Origin of the sequence: Asinibacterium sp. OR53 (assembly GCF_000515315.1) — a bacterium.
GTDB lineage: Bacteria > Bacteroidota > Bacteroidia > Chitinophagales > Chitinophagaceae > Sediminibacterium.
In genome coordinates, this window is the sequence record NZ_KI911562.1 from 3,520,001 (window position 1) to 3,535,415 (window position 15,415).

A 15,415-nucleotide genomic window follows, 5' to 3' on the forward strand; every position below is an offset into this window, starting at 1 on the left:
GCTGTTGTTTCCAAATTTTCAAAGACCTTCCGTATACTTAAACCCCGAAGGGCTTTACGTCGTTTTTAACCGGGGTGCAAAAGTAGCTATTCTCACCATTCCCTCCAAATCTATCTCACACTTTTTCCTGCCTTTTTTCCTACCCCCACCTCCAAGAACTATCCCGCTTTTTTTACAAACGGGTTGCAAAGATATACAGTTTAATTGCACTTCCAAATTTTATTCAAATTTGTTTTCTTTTTTTCTGCAACTCTAACTGATTCTCAATGAACTATACCGTTTTTTATCGAACGGGCGGCGAAGATAGGGAGCGGATAATTACCCACCAATCTTTTCTTGAAAGTTTTCAAAATATTTTTTGAAAAACAGCAATTGGTAATCAACACTATTGCCCCAGAAATCCTTGTTATGTGCACCCGGTCTTTCCGTGTAATCATGGTCTATCTTCATCTCCAGCAGCTTCCGGTGCAGATCACGGTTCACCTGTAAGAAGAAATCCCCTACACCGCAAGCCATCACCAGCTTCAACTCTCCATTCTTCAATCCACCTGCTATATTGATCACCGTATTGCGCTCCCAGTTATCCTTGTGTAACAAAGTATCGCCCAACACCCGCACCATATCCCAATTGCGGGGAAAAGGCCTGATGTCTACTCCCCCGGCCATACTGCCCGCAGCACCAAACAAGTCTTTGTGCCGCATGCCCAGGTAAAACGCGCCGTGTCCACCCATGCTCAGTCCCGCAATAGCGCGACAACGGCGGTCAGCCACTGTGCGGTAGTTGCCGTCGATATAAGTCATCAGTTCACTGGTAACAAAGGTTTCATAACGCACAGTGCTATCAACCGGGCTATCAAAATACCAACTGTTATAACCTCCATCCGGACAAACCAATATCATATTCAACTCATCGGCCTTTGCGGGCAACTGCGGGGCGTCTTTCAGCCAGGAAGCGTAATTACCGCTGTACCCGTGCAATAAATACACTACCGGGAAATGCTTTTGGGCATCCTGGTCATACGCAGCGGGCCTGACGATCACGACTTTAATATCCTTGTGCATACTGTTACTGTACACTTTTATCGTATCGGTCACGGCTGCCCCGGCAGCCAGGGCAAACAATATGCCCATCAAAAACATGGCTGTTCTTTTCATTGTATTTCCATTAAGTTGACGAAATAAAAAACCACCCTTGCTTTACACGCGGGTGGTTTTCTATCCATCAGGTTAAGCATTATTTCTTCTGTGCAGCATGCTGCATAGGATTCTGTCCTTGTGATTGCCCGCGCATAGCCGCCTTCATCTTAAAGAGCGAGAACTTGCTGGGTTCTTCGTTAGCAGGCCAGCTGTTGTTGCTCTCATCGATATCTGCTGTTTCTTTCATAGGATCCAGCTGGATATGAACGGCTTTCTTTTTGGTGAGGAATACTTTGCTCACATTGTTTTCATTCTTGCGCCAGATCTGTGCAGGTATCTTCTCTGTTTCTTTCGTTCCGTCTTCAAAAGTAAACTCCACAATAATGGGCATCACCAGTCCGCCTTTGTTGGAGAAAGATACTTCATACAAATGAATACCCTGGTATTTTGCTTTTTCTGCATCGGTCAGGGATTCCGCCGCTGCGGGCTGTTGTGCCGGTACTTTAAAAGTAGAGTCGTAGGGCTCAATACCACGATCGTAGCGCCAGTAAAAATCGCGCAGTGTTGTATCTGCATCTGTCAGGAAAATAATATTCTTATTCTCCCTGTTGCGTATCTTGGAGATATCTTCAAACGCATTCACAGCAGGCTTATCAATACCATTGCCGCGCTGCATTCCCATCCTGTTGTCATTGCCTGCTGCATACGCGCCGTTGGGATCGTACACTGCATGCTTTACGCTGTCTATGGCAATATCGCAAGGTTCAATACCATAGAACCATCCTCTCCAAAACCAATCGAGGTCTTCACCGCTCGCATCTTCCATGGTACGGAACAGATCGGCCGGGGTGGGATGTTTGAAAGCCCAGCGCCTTGCATATTCCTTAAATGCATAGTCGAACAATTCGCGGCCCATGATGGTTTCGCGGAGGATGTTCAGGCCGGTGGCGGGCTTGGTATAGGCATTGGGACCGAACCGCACAATGTTCTCACTGTTGGTCATGATGGGTTCCAGCTGGCCTTTAGGCAGTTTCATGTAATCCACAATGGTCCAGGCTGCACCTTTGCGTGAAGGGAATTTATTGTCGTACAATTCTTCTGTCAGGTATTCTACAAAACTGTTCAATCCTTCATCCATCCAGGTCCACTGGCGTTCATCGCTGTTCACGATCATGGGGAAGAAATTATGTCCCACTTCGTGGATGATCACACCCAGCATACCATTCTTGGCAGACTCGGTGTAAGTACCATCTTTATCGGTACGTCCGTAGTTGAAGCAGATCATGGGATATTCCATGCCGTTGGCCGCTTCTATACTCTGTGCCACAGGGTAAGGATAGGGAATAGAAAATTTAGAATAAGATTTGATGGTATGTGCTACCGTTTTGGAAGAGAATTTGCGGTACAGTCCGTACGCTTCCTTGCCATAGGCACTCATACACATCACTTTCTTTCCTTCTACATAAGCAGGCATCGCATCCCAAATAAATTTGCGGCTGGAGCCCCAGGCAAAATCACGCACGTTTTCTGCTTTGAATGTCCAGGTCTTCTTCTGCGTGCTCTTTTGTTGCTCTGCTTTTTTCGCTTCATCCAGTGTTACCACTTCTACCGGTTCTTTGGCGTTCTGCGCCTGGTTCCACCTGCTCAGCTGTGCGGACGATAATACTTGTGCATAGTTCTGGCATTGTCCGGTTGCCATCACCACGTGATCTGCAGGTACGGTCATTTGCACGCTGAAATTACCAAATGTGAGCGCGAATTCTCCGCGGCCGGTAAACTGGTGGTTCTGCCATCCCTGGAAATCACTGTACACACAAAGGCGGGGATACCATTGGCTCATGGTGAAGAGATAATTACCGTCTTCGGGGAAATATTCATAACCGCCCCTTCCGCCAACAGTCATGCGGTCGGTTATTTTATAATGCCAGTCGATGTTGAGTACAAACTGCTGTCCTGGTTTGAGTGGCGCAGGCAGGTCTACACGCATCATGGTTTTATTGATGGTATATTTCAATGCCTTACCGTTTGCATCGGTGAGTTTGGTAATCTTATCTCCGTTTCCGTTGTCTGTCTTGTTCTCCAGCAGTTTGTCTACCATCGTCAGCGACACCTGCTTGCCCAGCGTGCTGGACTCCTGGTAGTTGGCATTATCAATGCTGCTGTGCTCGTTTTCATCGAGTTGAAACCAGAGATACGTGAGCACATCGGGTGAATTATTGTAGTATGTGATGGTCTCTACTCCCTTCAGGGTGAGATTGGCTTCATCCAGTTCGCATTTGATGTTGTAGTCGGCCCGTTGCTGCCAGTACTTGGGACCAGGCGCTCCGCTCGCCGTGCGGTATTCGTTGGCCGTAGGAAGAATGGTTCCCAACTGCTCGAACTTATTACCGTGATTGGAGCCGGGATTGTTCATGATGTTTTGCGCGTGCAGCGTGAGACCGGCACAAGCCAAAATCATCATCGATGTAATCTTTCTCATTACTATAGCTTATTAGTTGTTCAAAAAGGTACTCTCTGTAATGCCATTTGCAGGGCTAATGCAAAAATGCCTCCCGATATGTACAAAAGATATTCGCGCCTGCTGAAACGGAAAATGGTTACGAAAATAAATGAAATCAATAACACTGCGATCACAATGACCAACTGCCCCACTTCCAGTCCTACATTAAAGGCCAGCAGTTGCAGCACCACGCTGTGATCCTTGCCCAGCAAGCTTTTCAGGTAATTGCTGAAGCCCAGTCCGTGGATCAGGCCAAAGAATAACGCAAAAAAGTATATGATAGGAAATCTTGATCTGAAGCTGAATTTCTTCACAAACAAATTACTGATAGCTGTAATAACAATGGTGCAGGGGATGAGGAATTCTATCCAGTGCGCCGAATAACGCACCACATCCAGCACGCTCAGGGCCAGGGTAATGGAATGACCAATGGTGAAGGCTGTTACCAGTATCAGTATCTTTGTCCAGTCGGCAAATTGATACCGCAGGCAAAGCGCCATGATAAACAGGATGTGATCGAGCCCTTTGAGGTCTGCGATGTGCTGATAACCGATCTTAAAATATAATCCGAACTCGTTCATGTGCAGCGATTAAATTAGTGATGGACTGGGTTTGGATAAAAAAATAATGTTGAATGGCAAATATACTGGTTCAATGGATGGCAACGATTCTGCTGGCGGTGCTTCATCCCCTTTTCGTGTCGATGATCGATATCAACCACAATGCCAAAGCGGCTACGGCAGAGATCAGCGTGCGCATCTTCACCGATGACCTCGAGAAAACGCTGGAACATTTTTCCAAAAGCAAGATCGATCTTACCCACCCGGCAGATAAAGCTTTTGTAGAAAAGCAGTTGGCGGCGTATGTCAATCAAAAATTGACATTAAAAATCAATAACCAGTCTGTAGTGTTGCACTACCTGGGGTATGAAATACAGCGCGAAAGTGTGTGGAGCTATTTTGAAGTACAAAAAGTAGCGCCTTTTAAAAAAGTAGAAGTCAATTGCAGCCTGCTCTACGATTTCGAGTCGGGCCAGATGAATATCTTTCACGTGAGAAGCAACAAAACAGAAAAAAGCTACAAGCTCGATAATCCTGCAACTACCACCAGTTTCGATTTCTAAATTCAGAAATTATCCAGATCCATCTCTCCTTCCACCATCGTCACCAATACTTTATCAATGCGGTGATGATCCATGTCTACGATCTCGAAACGAAATATCTTCCATTCCAATGTATCGCCGGTGACGGGTATTTTTTCGAGTTTATGAATGATGAACCCTGCCAGGGTATCAAATCCCTGGTCTCCTTCCATCATCCATTCTTCTTTGTCGAACCTGGCTAAGAAATCATAAAAAGGTATTTGTGCGTCTACCAGGAAAGAGCCATCGGCACGTTGAATGATCTCATAGTTTTCATCTTCAGCTTGCGGTATATCGCCTACAATCGCTTCCAGTATATCGTTCAACGTAATGAGCCCTTCCACCGAACCATATTCATTCACAATAAAGCAATGGTGCATTTTGGTTTGTTTGAATTTTTCCAGCACCTGGTACGCCGTATTGCTTTCCGGAACATACATGGCTTCTTTCATCAATGCATCTACCCTTGTGCCCGCATCGGCTGAGAATAATTCTTTGATGGTAACCACTCCTGTTATATGATCGATATTCCCTTCGCATACCGGGTATACTGAGTGCGTCCTGTCCGCCAGTTCTTTGCGAATTTCACCAACAGTGGTCTTTGTATCAAGCCATACAATATCGCTTCTGTGCGTCATGAGTGAAGTAAGGTTGCGGTCGCTCAGATGGAATACCCGTTCTATGATCTCCTGTTCCGCTTCTTCAATAGTGCCCTGCTCGGTGCCTTCATTGATAATAGCTTTTATCTCTTCTTCCGTTACCTGCGAATCATCTTCTTTAACTTTCAACAGGCGAATAATGAGAAATGACGACTTATTCAGCAACCAGATGAAGGGAAATGTGAGCCAGTATACCAGGCGCATGGGGCTGGCCACCATTTTAGCAATCTTTTCCGGGCTGCTTAGCCCGATCCGTTTGGGCACCAGTTCGCCCAACACCAGCGTGAAATAAGTGATGACTACCACAATCAAAATGGTAGCTACGGTATTACCATAAGGGTTAATGAAATCAAACTGCTGTAACCAGCTTTCCAAGGGTTTCTTAAAATTATCACCGGAATAGATACCGGTAAGCACACTGATCACTGTAATGCCAATCTGAACTGTTGAAAGAAACCTGTCGGGGTGGCCTGACATTTCCAGTGCGCGTTTAGCATCTGTATCGCCTTTGGCCGCCTGCGATTCGAGCCTGGCTTTTCGTGCAGATACCAGTGCTATTTCGGCCATGGAGAAAAGTCCGTTGATAAATATCAATCCCAATATGATGAATACTTCTGTCATAGTTGTATGATGGCATATTTGGTCACTTCTTTTTCCCTGGTTGCCGGGTTAAGGAAGGGAAGGCTGAGCATGGATACACCATAGTATGTTCCTTCAAATATAGTTTGCATATCGGGAAACTGTTGCTTCAGTGCCGGGATACTTTCTGCACGCGTGATCACAATATCATCTTTTTTCAATGCGCCCTGTTCTTTAAAAGGAATAATCTGCTGCGCATAAAAAGCCAGTGCGCGGCTCAGGTCGATATTGTATTGTACCATCCGCGATTTATCCAGCTTTTTTTCATGGATCACATCCGCCACTTTATTGCCCAGTTGGTACTCCAGCAGGTGCGGATAGAAAGCCAGGTTGAGAAAAAAGTTAACACCGATCACCGTAAAGAAAGCCGCGCGGAGAAAGGGATGCATCGTTGTATTCCTTGAAACAATCAGCCGCACACACTGACAAAGACCAAGAATGGCCATTACCAGTATCAACCAAGATATGGATGGAAAAGGAAATTTCATCAGCGCTACCACAGCCATCCATAAAATCAGGAAGATCACTGCGTGTATAATCAATATTGGTTTTCGCCATGCCTTCAGTTCATCCGTATAAAAAAGCCGGTGCAAAAATTTAGCGGTGATGATGGCCACCAGCGGAAACACAACAAAAATATAATGTGGCAGTTGCGCCTGGCTTCGGGCGAGTATGCAATAGGTAACAATGAAACCGCCGGTACTGATCCATTCTTCACCGGCATCCAGTTTGAATTTCTTCACCACAATATCTTTCACTGCAAAAAACAAAGCCGGTAAAAAACAAAGTATCCAGGGCAGGAAGGTCCAGAACATGTTTTCGAGCAGGAAGGTGAAATGGCTCATCTCATGGTAATAGTTCTCTCCTGTGTAACGGCCAAAACTTTGTGTCCAGTAATAGAAACGCAAACCGGAGTGAATGGGTATGCCATTGATAAGCTTGCCCGGATGCAGGTCGTATTGCTGGTACAAGCCAATGCTCATAGGTATGAGCAGCAAAGCCACCAGTAACAATCCTACCAGGTATTCCCAGCGGAAGCATTGCTTCCATTCGCGGCGCAACACGATGTGCGGACCAAACGCAAAAACCGGCACCATCAATGCAATGGGTCCTTTCGTCATCATACCACCTGCGATGGCTGCAAATGCCAGCAATAAGTTTTTCCATGCGGGTTTCTGGTACCATTCGGCCAGTTGCCAGAGGCTGAGCGCTACCCAGCCCATCAACATGGTATCGCAACGTACATCGTGCATGATGAGGAACATGGCCTGTGAAGTGGCCAGTACCATTGCAGCGAGGCGGGCGATGGTTTGGTTATAGAACAGCAATGCCAGCCGGTAAGTAGCATATACTGCCAGCAGCGCAAATAAAAAAGAAGGAATCCGGTAAGCCCAGTCGTGCACGCCAAATATTTTCATGCTCAATGCCGAGAGCCAGAACAACATGGGCGGCTTGTCGAGGTAATCTTTGCCCAGGTCGTACACCTGCAGGTAGCTTTTGTTTGCGAGCATTTCCCTGCTGATGGAAGCATATTGTGCCGCATCGATATCCATCAATGGTATGCGGAACATACCTAAGAGGTATACCAGCAAGCAGGAAGCCAGCACAACAAATACGGTTCGATTGGTGATCATATCGCAGCGGTGGGTTGGTTTTCATCGAAAGAAGGAAGACCTATCTGTTTATTGAAAAACCTGGCGGTAACATAACCAAGGACACAGCCAAGCAGTCCTCCGCATAAAATATCTATCGGGTAATGAACCCCTACATACACCTGTCCGTAACTAATAGTAGCCGCCCAGATGAAAAATACTTTGCCCCATTTTTTCAAAATGGGGAACAAGGTCATGTACACATACATCGCAAAGCCAAAATGGTTGGTGGCATGTGAAGAAGTAAAGCTGTATCCGCCGGAGCAGCCGCTCAGTAATAAACGCATTTGTCCCAGTAGGGCACCTTCCTGGCAAGGCCTGGGTCTTGCTACCCAGTTTTTAAGCAGTGTACTGCTTACCTGGTCTGTCAGCACCACGGTGATCACCGCAAAAAGTATCCAGGGAAGTGCTTTTTGTTTGAAATTCATCAGCGCGAACACGATGAGAAAAAGATACAGGGGTATCCAGGTATTGGCGTCACGCCACCAGGGGAAGACGCTGTCCAGGAAACCATTGGTCCAGCGGGTATTGATCTGAAGGAACAGCTCAGTATCCCATTGATTAAGTTGCTGCCATATCTTTTGAAAAGTACTGAGCAACAGTAGGTCGTGCGACATAGTAATGTAAAGTTAGGGCTATTTCTTCTTCGCCAAGATGATCATTCTGGGCGAAGTATGCACGTCATAATGCCCCAACTGGTAATCGCCGAATACTTCCTGCACCTGCATGTTCTGGTAAGAAAGCATATCAGTAAAATCGCCCAGTGAAAACTTGGCTACCCTTTCGGTGTAGAGGTGTTTGGGTGTTTTATTGGAATCGTCGGTGATCTGTATCTGCTTGAAGAAATGTTCTTCATCTTGCCATTTGGTGATATGAAATGCCACATCTTCGATAGTGGTAATGAAAGATTGCTGCAGCCTTTCTTCCACATAATGCACGTTCAGGTAATCGATCACAAACAATCCCTGGTGTTGCAGGCTTTGCGCAATGGTGCGGATGGCATTATCGTGTTCGCGCCGGGTTCTGAAATAACCAAAGCTGGTAAAAAAATTGAATGCATAATCGAAATAATTCACCCAGAACGGCAGGCGCATATCGTGCTGGTAAAAATGCAGGTGCTCATCTTCACCTGCTTTGGCTTCCGCGATGGAAGCTTCCGAAAGATCGATGCCGGTAACATCAAAACCCATATCGGCCAATGCCTTGCTGTGCCTGCCTTTTCCGCAGGCCACGTCCAGCATCCTGCAACCGCAGGGAGGTTTCAGGTAAGCGATCAGGGTTTTGATGAATGCCATGGCTTCTTCCTCATCCCTGTGCTGGTACAACAAATGATAATAATGCGAATTGAACCAATCTTTATACCACGATTTATCCGGCATGTTCGTCCTTTATGCCGCAAAATTACAGCTGCAGGACAAACAAAAATTTTCAATTATGTTTGCAGTCCATCTAAACCCACCTACATGGCATTGATCAAAAGTATTTCCGGTATCCGCGGAACGATTGGAGGCAAACCTGGCGATACCCTGAGTCCATTGGATGTTGTTCGTTTCACCGCTGCCTATGGCACCTGGCTGATGCAACATGCTAAAAACAGGAAGGTGGTGTTAGGACGCGATGGAAGGATCAGTGGTGAAATGGTGCAACGCCTCGTCATCAGTACGCTGAATGCATTGGGTATTGATGTGGTGGACCTTGGACTGAGCACCACACCTACTGTTGAAATGGCGGTGGTATTTGAAAAAGCGGCGGGCGGCATTATCTTAACAGCCAGCCATAATCCCAAAGAATGGAATGCATTAAAATTGCTGAACGAGAAAGGAGAATTTATCAGCGGTGAAGACGGAGCCAAACTGCTGGATATTGCTTCGAAAGACAACTATACGTTTGCATCTGTTGATAAACTGGGCAGCTACACGGTTAATCACACTGCTTTACAACAACACATCGATGCCGTTGTGAACTACCCGCTGGTAGATGCAGCAGCCATCAAAAAAGCAAAGTTCAAGATAGTGCTGGATGCCATCAACAGCAGCGGCGCTTTTGCCGTTCCGGAACTGCTCAAAGCATTGGGTGTGAAGGACATCACTGTTTTAAACGGAGAAGTGAACGGTAAGTTCGCCCATAACCCGGAACCTTTGCCTGAACACCTGGCTGAATTATGCAATGAAGTGAACAAGCAGGAAGCCGACCTTGGCATTGCGGTAGATCCGGATGTGGACAGGCTTTGCTTTGTTTGTGAAGACGGCAGTCTTTTTGGCGAAGAATATACCCTGGTGGCCGTGGCCGATTATGTATTGTCGCAGCGGAAAGGTAATACCGTGAGCAATATGTCTTCTACCCGCGCCCTGAAAGATGTGACGATCAAACATGGCGGCACATATACGCCCAGCGCTGTAGGTGAAGTAAATGTGGTGAACAAGATGAAAGCCGTTCATGCCGTGATCGGCGGTGAAGGCAATGGCGGCATTATTGTTCCCGACCTCCATTACGGAAGGGATGCACTGATTGGCATTGCACTGTTTCTCACCCACCTGGCCAAGGAAAAAAAGTCGGCCAAGCAGTTGCGCAATACCTATCCCAATTATTTCATGAGCAAGAACAAGATCGAATTGCACGACGGGTTCGACCTGAAAAAGATATTCGATCATATCAAGAAGAAATACAAATCGCATCCCATCAACACGGAAGACGGTCTCAAGATCGAGTTCGAGAACGACTGGGTGCACCTGCGTTCCAGCAATACGGAGCCCATTATCCGCATCTATGCAGAGAGCAACTTCGAGACTACAGCAGCCAATGTGGCGGCCAAGCTGATGAAAGACATCAAAGAAGTGATGTAGTATCGTTACTTTTGCAGTGCTATGGAAAGAATTTATTTCGACAATGCAGCCACTACTGCATTAGACCCGCAGGTGCTGGAGGCCATGATGCCTTACCTGACCACCCATTTCGGCAACCCCTCCTCTATTTACAGCTATGGGCGTGAAAGCCGGCTGGCAGTGGAGAATGCCCGCAAATCGGTGGCCAAGACGCTGAATGCACATCCTGCAGAAATATTCTTTACCAGCGGCGGTACCGAGAGCAGCAATACGGCCATTACAGCCGCCGTGCGCGACCTGGGCTGCAAGCATATTATCTCTTCCGTTATTGAACACCATGCCACCACCCATACGGTGGAATATTTGTACCATAATGGCGAAGCAGCGTTGAGCTATGTAAAACTGTTACCGAACGGACATATAGACATGGAAGACCTGGAGCGCATCCTGGCCGAAAGCGAAGAGAAATGCCTGGTTACGCTGATGCATGCGAACAACGAGATTGGCAATATGCTCGACATCCATGCTGTAGGAGAATTATGTAAATTATACGGAGCCATTTTTCACAGCGATACTGTGCAAACCGTTGGGCATTTCCCCTTCGACCTGCGCAATACACCGGTGCATTTTATTACCGGCGCCGGTCATAAGTTCCACGGCCCCAAAGGCGTAGGGCTGCTGTATATTAATGAGAATGTAAAGATCAAGCCCTTTGTACATGGTGGCAGTCAGGAAAGGAATATGCGTGCCGGTACTGAAAATTTATACGGCATCGTTGGTTTTGCCAAAGCGTTGGAACTGGCTACCGTGCATCATGAACAAGACAGCAGCTATATCAAAGGATTGAAAGTATACCTGATGGAACAGTTGAAAAAACACATCAAGGGTATTTCTTTCAACGGCGATCCATTAGGACGAAGCCTGTATACTGTATTGAGTGTAAGCTTTCCCAAGACAGAAAAAAGCGAGATGATCCTGTTCAACCTCGACATCAACAATATATGCGCCAGCGGCGGCAGCGCCTGTACCAGCGGGGCCGACCAGGGCTCGCATGTGATCCGCGCCATCAACCACAACCCCAACCAGGTTACCGTTCGCTTCTCTTTCTGCAAAAACAATACAAAGGCCGAGATCGATGCGGTGGTAGAGAAACTGAAGGACATGATCTGACAAGATTTTTCTTTACAGGCAACACACGCTTTTAGGCCCGTATCATAGATACAGAAACAAGTACTATGAGAACAAGGCTAAACCTTTTATGGGCATGCTGCTTACTCATGCTTTACCATACTGCCGGTGCACAAATCAAACAGTCATCACTTCCCGTTGCAGGGCCTGCGTTGAATATCTATGGCGATGTGGGTGGTCCCGGAGGAATTATTTCCATCAATTACGACCGGCGTTTCACTGGCGAAAAAGGTTTCGGTTTCAGAGCCGGACTGGGCACTATCCTGCTGTCGAAACCTGTATCTGATATACTTACTGAAACCAAGCCACACCTTACTTTTCCGTTGGAGCTGAATTACCTCATGGGTAAAGAAGGAAATTATTTTGAACTGGGCGCCGGTATGACTTTCGTGGGTAACATGTCTTCCAACCCGGCTGTTACAGAGAAAGATGAGTCAACACCTGCAACTGCACCTGATCGTCCGGATGATATGATCTGGCATGCCACGTTGGGATACAGGTACCAGCCACTCAAAAGAGGTTTCACTTCCCGCATATTTTTAAGTCCCGTGAAAACACCCAACTCTTCTGTATTCCTATACGGCGGCGTATCATTCGGTATCAGGATCTGATCGTGGGCAACTTACTATGACTGGTAATCATCTCCATCCGGTTCATCGGTTTCTTCGCCGAGTTCCAGCTGGTTCAGGTTCATCATGCTGCCCATCAGGTCTTTGAATTCAATTCTTGCGCCAATCATTTTTTTGCTGAGCATGGAATAAGCGGCGAGACCATGCAGCAGCAATTCCATCAGCAAAGTCGTTTCCTGCTCGTTGGCTTGCGGATAATATTTTTTAACCACTGCGTGTAATCCGCTTACCTGGTAAAGTTTAGCCACACGGTCTTCGTCTTTCATATCGAGCAGCAGGTCGAGGTGATTGCCTGCATCGAACCAGCGGGTGATGGCTCTGTACGGGTTCTCCGGTTCTTTTTCTTCTATTGAACGTTTGCCGGTATTCCTTTTTTTCTTGAGTTGATCGGGATTGGGAAAATATTGTGAGAAAACGGTACGGATCGATTTATCGAGCAGGTTCAGGGCTACCTGGTAAGGGCCCTCCTGTTCGCCTTCGTACACCAATTCTATTTTACCGGTGATAGCGGGAATGATCCCTGTTAAATCGCTGATCCATACCTGCGTTTGTTTTTCGCGGAACAAGATGGATCTTCTTTCTGCACTGCTGATCGCATTTTCATAAGCAGCGATGCTGAGACGGGCGCTCACACCGCTTTTCTTGTCAACATATTCATTCACCCTTGCTTCAAATGCCACTTGTTCGATGAGCCTCTTTACAAGCTCGCTCACACGTACAATCTCTTGTTGGGCTTTTGGCACATCCGCTTCCTGTTCGGTAATCATCAGCGCCGTTTCTATGTCTTTGGGATAATGCGTGAGTATCTGGCTTTCTATCCGGTCTTTCAGCGGCGTTACAATGCTTCCCCTGTTGGTATAATCTTCGGGGTTGGCGGTGAACACAAATAAAATATCCAGGGGCATGCGCAGTTTGAAGCCGCGTATTTGTATATCGCCTTCCTGCAAAATATTGAACAGCGATACTTGTATGCGCGCCTGTAGGTCGGGCAATTCGTTGATCACAAAAATGCCGCGGTTGCTGCGGGGGATGATGCCGTAATGGATCACTTTTTCATCTGCAAAGCTCAACTTGAGGTTGGCGGCTTTGATCGGGTCGATATCGCCGATCAGGTCGGCCACGCTTACATCGGGTGTAGCCAGCTTTTCTCCGTAGCGATCGCTCCTGTGCAACCATTGCACAGGGGTTTCATCGCCATGCTCGGCCACCATATCCCTTCCAAATTTGCTCAAGGGGTTCAGCGGGTCATCATTCACTTCAGTGCCTGCGATTACCGGGATGTATTCGTCTAAAAGATCCACCATCTGCCGGGCCATACGGGTCTTGGCCTGTCCCCTGAGACCCAGGAAAAGGATATTGTGTTTGCTCAACAGCGCCCTTTCTGTGTCGGGTATCACAGTATCTTCATATCCCATAATACCTGTGAAAGGGTTTTCTTTGTTCCTGATCTTTTCTATCAGGTTGCTGCGTACTTCTTCTTTGATTGATCTTGGCTGGTACCCTGACTTTTTTAATTCGCCCAGGGTTTTGATATGTTGAATGTTCATGATCGTTTAATACACTGTTTTTCTTTTTCCACTTTCAAAATCCCTGAATATAAAAGCCCCCAGGTTGTCGAGCGATGCAAAGAATGCTTTACCATTGTTCATCTCTGTAAACTCCTGCACAAAATTTTGCAGGTAAGGGTCCGATGCGATCATAAAAGTGGTGATGGGTATTTTGAGTTTCTTGCACTGGGCCGCCAGGTTGATGCAGCGGTTCACCACTTTCCTGTCGAGGCCAAAACTATTTTTATAATAACGTTTACCAATTTTCAAGCAGGTAGGCTTACCATCGGTGATCATGAATATCTGCTTGTTCGGGTTCTTGCGCCTGCGCAGGATATCCATGGCCAGTTCCAGTCCGGCTACCGTGTTAGTATGATAAGGCCCCACTTGCAAGTAAGGCAGGTCTTTGATTTCTATGCTCCATGCATCATTACCGAACACCACAATATCCAAGGTATCTTTCGGGTATTTTGTAGTGATCAGTTCACTCAATGCCATGGCTACTTTTTTAGCCGGGGTAATGCGATCTTCTCCATAGAGGATCATCGAGTGAGAGATATCGATCATCAGCACGGTAGAAGTTTGCGTTTTAAAATCACTTTCCCTGATCACCAGGTCGTCTTCCTGCATGTTGAAGCTGCTGACGCCATGGTTGATCTGTGCGTTGCGGATGCTCTCGGTGAAATCAATCTGTTCGGGCATATCGCCAAACTGGAAGGGGCGGGTATCGGAGTTGCTTTCATCGCCCTGCCCGGGTTTGAAAGTCTGGTGATTGCCCTGTTTGGTTTTCTTCAGCTTACCGAATATCTCTTCGAGGCTCCGTTTGCGGATGGTTTGCTCCGATTTTTTAGTGATGTTGAGGCTCCCATCTTGTTGGTTCTCTTGCAAGTACCCGTTTTCTTTCAGTTCATCGATGAAATCGCCCAAACCATAATCGGGGTTGGTGAGTTGGTATTGCCTGTCGAGCTCATTGAGCCATTGCAGGGCTTCTGAAGCATCTCCATTGGTATAGGTGAGCAGCTGCATGAAAATATTCAGCAATTGTTCAAACTTATCCAAACTCCTCTCTGTAGGATCGAATTTTATAAAACGATGGCCTTTCATATCTACTGCAATTTACGAAAATTGGAGTTAACCTAAGAATCAGCAGCAGTTTTATGGATTACTGTTCACTACGATGTATCTCACATGATCATCCACTCTTGACGAGACAACGGAATTAACTTATTCGTCAATATCTCAGCACTGTGGATGCCGTACTGTAGCATAGTGCACCGAATCCACCACACTGTGGACGCCGTACTGTAACATAGTGCACCGAATCCACCACACTGTGCGCGCCGTGCTGTAGTATAGAGCACCGCATCCTCCACACTGTGCGCGCCGTGCTGTAGTATAGAGCACCGAATCCACCACACTGTGCGCGCCGTGCTGTAGTATAGTGCACCACATCCACCACACTGTGGGCGCCGTGCTGTAGTATAGTGCACCACATCCACCA

The 15,415-nt window shown here is 46.9% G+C and carries 13 protein-coding genes; 4 read left to right on the top strand and 9 right to left on the bottom strand.

Annotated elements, in window-relative coordinates; all coding sequences use genetic code 11:
- Positions 1-318 precede the first annotated feature (318 nt).
- The 3 genes from SEDOR53_RS0115690 to SEDOR53_RS0115700 all read right to left on the bottom strand — a co-directional run bounded on the left by SEDOR53_RS0115690 (position 319) and on the right by SEDOR53_RS0115700 (position 4,218).
- Positions 319-1,155 (bottom strand): alpha/beta hydrolase family protein, encoded by an 837-nt coding sequence (locus tag SEDOR53_RS0115690; protein WP_026770561.1) that lies wholly within the window; start codon positions 1,153-1,155, stop codon positions 319-321.
- Between the two features lie 79 nt (positions 1,156-1,234).
- The gene (locus SEDOR53_RS0115695) at positions 1,235-3,616 is read right to left on the bottom strand and encodes a M1 family metallopeptidase (protein WP_026770562.1); all 2,382 of its coding nucleotides are present in this window, start codon (positions 3,614-3,616) and stop codon (positions 1,235-1,237) included.
- A 20-nt stretch (positions 3,617-3,636) separates the two neighbouring features.
- Complete coding sequence (locus SEDOR53_RS0115700; protein WP_026770563.1) at positions 3,637-4,218, bottom strand: HupE/UreJ family protein; 582 nt, start codon at positions 4,216-4,218, stop codon at positions 3,637-3,639.
- 53 nt (positions 4,219-4,271) lie between these two features.
- Between SEDOR53_RS0115700 and SEDOR53_RS0115705 the strand changes: the two genes are divergently transcribed.
- Entirely contained in the window at positions 4,272-4,760 is a 489-nt protein-coding gene (locus SEDOR53_RS0115705) for a DUF6702 family protein (RefSeq protein WP_026770564.1), read from the top strand.
- A 2-nt stretch (positions 4,761-4,762) separates the two neighbouring features.
- On the opposite strand, the gene SEDOR53_RS0115710 is transcribed toward SEDOR53_RS0115705, so the two are convergent.
- Genes SEDOR53_RS0115710 through SEDOR53_RS0115725 form a run of 4 tightly spaced genes read right to left on the bottom strand, consistent with a single transcriptional unit; the run spans position 4,763 to position 9,107 of the window.
- Entirely contained in the window at positions 4,763-6,058 is a 1,296-nt protein-coding gene (locus tag SEDOR53_RS0115710) for a hemolysin family protein (RefSeq protein ID WP_026770565.1), read from the bottom strand.
- Complete coding sequence (locus SEDOR53_RS0115715) at positions 6,055-7,710, bottom strand: glycosyltransferase family 39 protein (protein WP_026770566.1); 1,656 nt, start codon at positions 7,708-7,710, stop codon at positions 6,055-6,057. Before SEDOR53_RS0115715 ends, SEDOR53_RS0115710 begins: the two co-directional genes overlap by 4 nt.
- On the bottom strand, positions 7,707-8,345 hold the full coding sequence (locus SEDOR53_RS0115720; RefSeq protein WP_051416698.1) for a phosphatase PAP2 family protein: 639 nt from the start codon (positions 8,343-8,345) through the stop codon (positions 7,707-7,709). The genes SEDOR53_RS0115715 and SEDOR53_RS0115720 overlap by 4 nt, the downstream gene beginning before the upstream one ends.
- Positions 8,346-8,363: 18 nt before the next feature.
- Positions 8,364-9,107, bottom strand: a complete 744-nt coding sequence (locus tag SEDOR53_RS0115725; protein WP_026770568.1) for a bifunctional 2-polyprenyl-6-hydroxyphenol methylase/3-demethylubiquinol 3-O-methyltransferase UbiG — start codon at positions 9,105-9,107, stop codon at positions 8,364-8,366.
- Between the two features lie 84 nt (positions 9,108-9,191).
- Between SEDOR53_RS0115725 and glmM the strand changes: the two genes are divergently transcribed.
- From glmM to SEDOR53_RS0115740, 3 genes are all read left to right on the top strand, one after another.
- Positions 9,192-10,571, top strand: coding sequence for a phosphoglucosamine mutase (gene glmM / locus SEDOR53_RS0115730; RefSeq protein WP_026770569.1), 1,380 nt, complete (start codon positions 9,192-9,194; stop codon positions 10,569-10,571).
- Between the two features lie 21 nt (positions 10,572-10,592).
- Positions 10,593-11,720 carry a cysteine desulfurase family protein gene (locus SEDOR53_RS0115735; protein ID WP_026770570.1) on the top strand — a complete coding sequence of 376 codons (1,128 nt, stop codon included), beginning with the start codon at positions 10,593-10,595 and terminating at the stop codon, positions 11,718-11,720.
- A gap of 65 nt (positions 11,721-11,785) precedes the next feature.
- A complete protein-coding gene (locus SEDOR53_RS0115740) occupies positions 11,786-12,349 on the top strand; it encodes a hypothetical protein (protein WP_157576857.1) in 564 nt (187 codons plus the stop codon).
- 14 nt (positions 12,350-12,363) lie between these two features.
- On the opposite strand, the gene SEDOR53_RS0115745 is transcribed toward SEDOR53_RS0115740, so the two are convergent.
- Positions 12,364-13,914, bottom strand: a complete 1,551-nt coding sequence (locus SEDOR53_RS0115745) for a sigma 54-interacting transcriptional regulator (protein ID WP_026770572.1) — start codon at positions 13,912-13,914, stop codon at positions 12,364-12,366.
- 6 nt (positions 13,915-13,920) lie between these two features.
- Positions 13,921-15,018: a VWA domain-containing protein gene (locus SEDOR53_RS0115750; protein WP_026770573.1), complete on the bottom strand. Its 1,098-nt coding sequence runs from the start codon at positions 15,016-15,018 to the stop codon at positions 13,921-13,923.
- Positions 15,019-15,415 lie beyond the last annotated feature (397 nt).